The 5,508-nt window shown below is 74.4% G+C and carries 5 protein-coding genes and 1 rRNA gene; 5 read left to right on the top strand and 1 reads right to left on the bottom strand.

Annotated features, from left to right (window positions below):
- The 5 genes from ACOV8S_RS18345 to ACOV8S_RS18325 all read left to right on the top strand — a co-directional run.
- On the top strand, positions 1–962 hold a 962-nt coding region (locus tag ACOV8S_RS18345), incomplete at its 5' end, for a glycerophosphoryl diester phosphodiesterase membrane domain-containing protein (RefSeq protein WP_448318910.1).
- Positions 963–990: 28 nt separating this feature from the next.
- Entirely contained in the window at positions 991–1,698 is a 708-nt protein-coding gene (locus ACOV8S_RS18340) for a DUF4129 domain-containing protein (RefSeq protein ID WP_448318909.1), read from the top strand.
- A complete protein-coding gene (locus tag ACOV8S_RS18335; RefSeq protein ID WP_448318908.1) occupies positions 1,695–2,951 on the top strand; it encodes a DUF4350 domain-containing protein in 1,257 nt (418 codons plus the stop codon). The genes ACOV8S_RS18340 and ACOV8S_RS18335 overlap by 4 nt, the downstream gene beginning before the upstream one ends.
- On the top strand, positions 2,948–3,964 hold the full coding sequence (locus ACOV8S_RS18330) for an AAA family ATPase (protein WP_448318907.1): 1,017 nt from the start codon (positions 2,948–2,950) through the stop codon (positions 3,962–3,964). Before ACOV8S_RS18335 ends, ACOV8S_RS18330 begins: the two co-directional genes overlap by 4 nt.
- On the top strand, positions 3,964–5,307 hold the full coding sequence (locus ACOV8S_RS18325) for a DUF58 domain-containing protein (protein ID WP_448318906.1): 1,344 nt from the start codon (positions 3,964–3,966) through the stop codon (positions 5,305–5,307). The genes ACOV8S_RS18330 and ACOV8S_RS18325 overlap by 1 nt, the downstream gene beginning before the upstream one ends.
- A 122-nt stretch (positions 5,308–5,429) precedes the next feature.
- Here the strand turns inward: ACOV8S_RS18325 and rrf are convergent.
- Positions 5,430–5,508, bottom strand: a 5S ribosomal RNA gene (rrf, locus tag ACOV8S_RS18320); the annotation flags it as partial.

Below are 5,508 nucleotides of genomic sequence, written 5' to 3'. Positions count from 1 at the left end.
AGCCCGGCGTGGTCCCGCTCCGCCCCCTCGGCCTCGGCGAGATCCTCGACGGCGCGGTCGCCACCATGCGCACCTACTGGCGCCCCGTCCTCGGCATCTCCTTCGTCGTCGCCCTCGTCACCCAGGGCCTGTCTCTCCTCGGCGCCCTCAGCCTCCTCGACGACCTGAGCACCCTCAGCTCCGACCCGGCCGCCGTCGACGCCGAGGACCTCCCCGGCCTGATGGCCGCGACGGGCGCCGTCTACCTGGTCGCCCTGGTCGTCATGCTTCTCGGCACCACCGCGGCCTCCGCCCTGCTCACCCCGGTGATCAGCCAGGCGGTCCTCGGCCGGCCCGCGACGGTCGGCCAGGCATGGCGGACCTCGAAGCCCCAGTTCTTCCGCCTCGTCGGGCTCACCGTCCTCATCCCGACGATCCTCGTCGCCGTGCTCGTGGGCTGTCTGCTCCCCGGCATCCTCCTGCTGATCTCCGAGGACGCCAGGCCCGCCGGGATCCTGCTGATCGTGCTGGGCGTCCTCGCCTCCCTCGCGCTGGTGACCTGGCTCAACTTCAAGTGGTCCCTCGCCTCACCGGCGCTGATCCTCGAGAAGCAGCCCGTGTTCCGGTCGATGACCCGCTCCACCAAGCTCGTCAAGGGCTCCTGGTGGCGCGTCTTCGGCATCCAGCTGCTCGCCTCGCTCATCGCCGGGATGCTCGCCTTCATGGTCCAGACGCCGTTCGAGGTGCTGGGCATGATCCTCGACGGCTTCTCGCCGAGCTCGTACTTCGGCGGCGAACTCGACTCCTTCGGGGCGACCTACTACGTGTTCACCAGCATCGGTGGCGTGATCGCCCAGACGATCACCCTGCCCTTCGCCGCCGGCGTCACCGTGCTCCTCTACATCGACCGCCGCATCCGCCGCGAGGCGCTCGACCTGGAGCTCGCCCGCGCCACCGGCCTCGCCACCGGCACGGGGAGCTGATGCGGTGAGCTGGGCGGGGGGAACGGCCGTGCTTCTCGCGGCCACCGCGCACACCACGTCCGACGACGGCCCTCCGGTCACCCTCCCGCGCGACCCCGCGCGGGAGGAGGCCGAGAGGGAACTGTCCAAGGGCGTCTACCACCAGGACGACCCCGGCCTCCTCGAGCGCGCCCTGCGGTGGCTCGGCGAAGCCGTCTCCGACCTCTTCGACCGGGCCGCCTCCCTCGCGCCCGGAGGCCACACCGGCCTCTGGCTGCTCCTCGGGGCGGTGCTCCTGCTGCTGGTCCTGCTCGTCGTCCGCCTCGGCCTGCCCGGACGCCGCCCGCCGGCCGCTGCGCAGGACGCGCTGTTCGCCGACGGCCCGCGCAGCGCCGCCGCACACCGCACGGCCGCCGAGGAGGCAGCCGCCCGCGGCGACTGGACCCGCGCCGTCCAGGAGCACACCCGTGCCCTATTCCGCTCCCTGGAGGAACGCACCCTGCTCGACGTCCGCCCCGGCCGCACCGCGGACGAGGCCGCCGCCGAGGCCGGCCGGGTCCTCCCCGGCCACGCGGACCGGCTGCACACCGCCGCCCGCGACTTCGACGACGTCACCTACGGCGGCCGCACCGCCACCGAGGACACCTACCGGCGCATCGCCCTCCTCGACGCCGACCTGCGCAGGGCCACCCCCCTGCTCGCCGACGCCGCGACGGCCTCCCGCGCCGGCTGGACCAGCCCGGGAGCCGCCGAATGACCGCCACCGCGCACCGTCCGGAGGGCGGCACCTCCACCTCGCCCCGTCCCGAAGGCGGCACCTCCACCTCGCCCACCGCCCGGCACCTGTGGACCCGCGGACGAGGCATCCTGCTCGTCCTGGCCGTCCTCGTCGTCGCCGGCATCGTCATGGCCGCGGCCCGCTCGGCGAACAACGGCCCCCTCGACCCCCGCTCCCCGAGCGCCGGCGGGGCGAAGGCCGTCGCCGAGGTGCTGGGCGACCACGGCGTCGAGACCCGCACCGTCACCACCCTCGACGACGCCACCTCCGCCATGGGACCGGACACCACCCTGCTGGTCGCCGTCCCCGACCTGCTCACCGAGACCCAGGCCGGCTCCCTGCGCGACGCCGCCACCGCCACCGGCAGCAACCTGGTGCTCCTGGCCCCGGGCGTCTCCACCGACGCCCTGGCCCCCGGCGTCGCCGCCGACGCCACCCCGGCCTTTCAGGACACCGCCGAACCCTCCTGCGCCCTGCCCGCCGCCGAACAGGCCGGCGACGCCGAGACGACCGGCATCCGCTACCGCGTCACCGCGCAGGAGGCGGACTCCTGCTACCTCAGCGACGGCCTGCCCACCCTGGTCCGCCTCCCGTCCTACGCCCCGACGAAGACGGGCGGCGACACGGTGGTCGTCGGATCACCTGCCTTCCTGACCAACGAGCGCCTCGCCGAGCACGGCAACGCCTCCCTGGCCCTCGGCCTCCTCGGCTCCCGACCCGACCTCGTCTGGTACATCCCCTCCCTCGCCGACGTCGCCGAGGCGGGCCCGGCCGGTGAGGGCCAGGACGGCATGTCCCAGGTCGGCTCCCTGCTGCCCGCCTCCTGGCAGTGGGCCGCCTTCCAGCTGCTGATCGCCGCTGCCGCGGCCGCCTTCTGGCGCGGCCGCCGCTTCGGCCCCCTGGTCACCGAACCGCTGCCCGTGGTCGTCCGCGCCTCGGAGACCACCGAGGGCCGGGCCCGCCTCTACCACGCGGCCAAGGCCCGCGACCGCGCCGCCGAAGCGCTGCGCGGCGCCACCCGCCTGCGCCTGGCACCGCTGACCGGCGTCCCCGTCGCACGCGCCCACTCTGCGGAGGCCCTGCTGCCCGCCGTGGCGGCCCGCATCGGCGACCCCGCGCGGGCCGCCACCCTCCAGGAACTCCTCTTCGGCCCGCCGCCCGGCGACGACGCGGCCCTCGTCTCCCTCGCCGACCGACTCGACGCCCTCGAAAGAGAGGTAAGCCGTCCATGACGGACCCGACCGCCGACATCACCCCCGGCTCCTGGCAGCCCACCGCCGACACCACCGCGCCCACCGGCGACCCGCGGGCCGCCCTGGAGAGCCTGCGGGCAGAGATCGGCAAGGCCGTCGTCGGCCAGGACCCCGCCGTCACCGGCCTGGTCGTCGCCCTGCTCTGCCGCGGCCACGTCCTCCTCGAAGGCGTCCCCGGCGTCGCCAAGACCCTCCTCGTCCGCTCCCTGGCGGCCTCCCTGCGACTGGACACCAAGCGCGTCCAGTTCACCCCCGACCTGATGCCCGCCGACGTGACCGGGTCGTTGGTCTACGACACCCGCAACGCCGAGTTCTCCTTCCAGGCCGGCCCGGTCTTCACCAACCTGCTGCTCGCCGACGAGATCAACCGCACCCCTCCCAAGACGCAGTCCTCCCTCCTGGAGGCCATGGAGGAGCGTCAGGTCACCGTCGACGGAACGCCCCGCCCGCTGCCCGAGCCGTTCCTGGTCGCGGCGACCCAGAACCCCGTCGAGTACGAGGGCACCTATCCGCTGCCGGAAGCCCAGCTGGACCGCTTCCTGCTCAAGCTCACCGTGCCGCTGCCCTCCCGCGACGACGAGATCGGCGTCCTCACCCGGCACGCCTCCGGCTTCGACCCGCGCGACCTGGCCGCCGCGGGACTGCGCCCGGTGGCCTCCGCCGCCGACATCGAGGCCGCCCGCGCCGCCGTCGCGAAGACCACCGTCTCCCCCGACATAGCCGCGTACGTCGTCGACGTCTGCCGTGCCACCCGCGAGTCGCCCTCCCTGGCCCTCGGCGTCTCCCCGCGCGGCGCCACCGCCCTGCTCTCCACCGCCCGCGCCTGGGCCTGGCTGACCGGCCGCGACTACGTCATCCCCGACGACGTGAAGGCCCTCGCCCTGCCCACCCTGCGCCACCGGGTCAAGCTGCGGCCCGAGGCCGAGATGGAGGGTGTCACCGCCGACTCCGTCATCACCGCGGTCCTCGCCCAGGTCCCGGTGCCGCGCTGATGGCTCTCACCGGACGGGCCGCCCTCCTGGCGGCCATCGGCTCGCTCCCGGTCGGCCTGCTGGAACCCAGCTGGACCGGCGTCCTCGCCGTGAACGGCACCCTGGCGGCGGCCTGCGCCTGCGACTTCGCGCTGGCCGCCCCCGTCCGGCGCCTGCGCCTGAGCCGGTCCGGCGACACCTCCGTCCGTCTCGGCGACACCGCCGAGGTGACCCTCACCGTCACCAACCCGTCCCGCCGGCCCCTCAAGGGCCGCCTGAGGGACGCCTGGCCGCCCAGCAGCTGGCCCGCCGACGCCCGCACCGCGGGCGTGGGCCACGCGGACACCCCGGGCGGCGACCCCTCACGGCACGTCCTCGACGTGCCCGCGGGTGAACGCCGCAGGTTCACCACCCGGCTGCGCCCCACCCGTCGCGGCGACCGCTCCCCGGACCGGGTCACCGTCCGCTCCTACGGACCGCTGGGGCTGTGGGCCCGTCAGGGCAGCCACCAGGTGCCGTGGTCGGTGCGCGTGCTGCCGCCGTTCCACAGCCGCAAGCACCTGCCGTCCAAGCTGGCCCGCCTGCGCGAACTCGACGGCCGCACCAGCGTCCTCACCCGCGGTGAGGGCACCGAGTTCGACAGCCTGCGCGAGTACGTCCCCGGGGACGACACCCGGTCCATCGACTGGCGGGCCACCGCACGCCGGCAGTCGGTGGCCGTCCGCACCTGGCGTCCCGAGCGGGACCGCCACGTCCACCTCGTCCTCGACACCGGACGCACCTCGGCCGGACGCGTCGGCGACGCCCCCCGGCTGGACTCCTCCATGGACGCGGCCTTGCTCCTGGCCGCCCTGGCCTCCAAGGCCGGCGACCGCGTCGGGTTCCTGGCCTACGACCGCAAGGTGCGGGCCCGCGTCCAGGGCCACAGCGCCGACGACCTGCTCGCCTCGCTGGTCGCGGCCATGGCCAACCTTGAGCCCGAACTGGTCGAGACCGACGCTCGAGGCCTCGTCACCACGGCGGTGGCCGCGGCACCGCGTCGCTCCCTGATCGTCCTCCTGACCGCCCTGGACCGTGCACCCCTGGACGAGGGCCTGCTGCCGGTGCTAAGCCGCCTGACGCAGCAGCACACACTGCTGGTCGCCTCCGTGGCTGACCCGCACGTCGCCGAGATGGCCGAGGGCCGCGGCAGTGTCGAGGCCGTCTACGGCGCCGCCTCGGCCGCCCAGGCCCGCGAGGAACGCCACCACGTCGCCGAACAACTGTGCCGTCACGGCGTGACGGTCGTCGACGCCGCCCCCGAGGACCTCCCGCCGGCCCTGGCCGACGCCTACCTCGCTCTCAAGGCAGCGGGACGGCTGTAAAGATCCGGAAACGAAAGAAGGGGGTGCCCGGTCGGGCACCCCCTTCTTGTGTCTCCTCGTGCAACTTCTCCGGAAATGCAGAAAGCCCCCGCACCAATGGTGCGGGGGCTTTCCCAATATTTGTTCGGCGGCGTCCTACTCTCCCACAGGGTCCCCCCTGCAGTACCATCGGCGCTGTGAGGCTTAGCTTCCGGGTTCGGA

Source organism: Streptomyces sp. CO7 (assembly GCF_053474865.1).
The sequence above is the reverse complement of the archived record's forward strand: the minus strand, read 5'-3'. Positions and strand labels throughout refer to the sequence as shown.

What these genes read in the sequence shown, in the direction of transcription:
- ACOV8S_RS18335 (WP_448318908.1), top strand. Translation starts at nt 1,695, where the DNA reads ATGACCGCCACCGCGCACCGTCCGGAGGGCGGCACCTCCACCTCGCCC.
- ACOV8S_RS18325 (WP_448318906.1), top strand. Translation starts at nt 3,964, where the DNA reads ATGGCTCTCACCGGACGGGCCGCCCTCCTGGCGGCCATCGGCTCGCTC.
- ACOV8S_RS18330 (WP_448318907.1), top strand. Translation starts at nt 2,948, where the DNA reads ATGACGGACCCGACCGCCGACATCACCCCCGGCTCCTGGCAGCCCACC.